The 858-nt window shown below is 58.5% G+C and carries 1 protein-coding gene; it reads left to right on the top strand.

Annotation, left to right across the window (positions count from 1 at the left end; genetic code table 11):
* A partial coding sequence (locus tag I5W_RS09205) for a hemolysin family protein (protein ID WP_044528995.1) occupies positions 1-858 on the top strand: 858 nt, incomplete at both ends.

Below are 858 nucleotides of genomic sequence, written 5' to 3'. Positions count from 1 at the left end.
ACCTCATGCCCAAGCGCCTGGCCATGGCCGCGCCCGAGCGCGCTGCCGTGGTGCTGGTCAAGCCCATGCTGCTGCTGGAGCGGCTCTTCAAGCCCCTGGTATGGTTCTTCAATAGCCTCTCCAAGTGGATCTTCACGCTGTTCGGCCTGCCCCAGGTGCGCCAGGACGTGATCACGCCCAGCGAGATCCATGCCATAGTCGATGCCGGTGCCCAGGCCGGGGTGCTGCTCACCCAGGAACATCACCTGATCGAAAACGTGTTCGAGCTGGAAAGCCGCTACGTGCCCTCGGCCATGACCCCGCGTGACAGCATCGTGTACTTCCTGCTCACCGATAGTGAAGAAACGATACGCCTGAAGATCATCGACCATCCACATTCGCGCTTCCTGGTCTGCGATGGTCACATCGATGCCGTGCTGGGCTATATCGACAGCAAGGATGTTCTCAAACGCTTACTCAAGGGTGAACAATTCTCCCTGGCCGACAAGGGACTGGTGCATCCACCGCTGTCCATTCCCGACAGCCTGAACCTGTGGGAAGTGCTGGAGCGCATGAAGGCCATGGATGAAGACCTGGCCATCGTGGTCAATGAATATGCGCTGGTGGTGGGCATCATCAGCATCACCGATGTCACCGGCGTGTTGATGGGCAACCTGCTGGCCATCACCGAGGAAGAGCAGCAGATCGTCAAGCGCGATGCCAATTCCTGGCTCATGGATGGCCTCACGCCCTTGAACGATGTGATGAGCGAGCTGGAGATCGAGGAGTATCCCAATCCGGTGGGCTACGAGACCCTCTCCGGTTTCATCATGTACATGCTGCGCAAGATTCCCAAGAAGACCGATTTCGTGCTGTCTC

The organism is Herbaspirillum sp. B65 (genome assembly GCF_000333555.1).
In the GTDB taxonomy this organism is placed as follows: domain Bacteria; phylum Pseudomonadota; class Gammaproteobacteria; order Burkholderiales; family Burkholderiaceae_D; genus Herbaspirillum; species Herbaspirillum rubrisubalbicans.
This window is presented reverse-complemented; position numbering and strand designations above follow the sequence as displayed.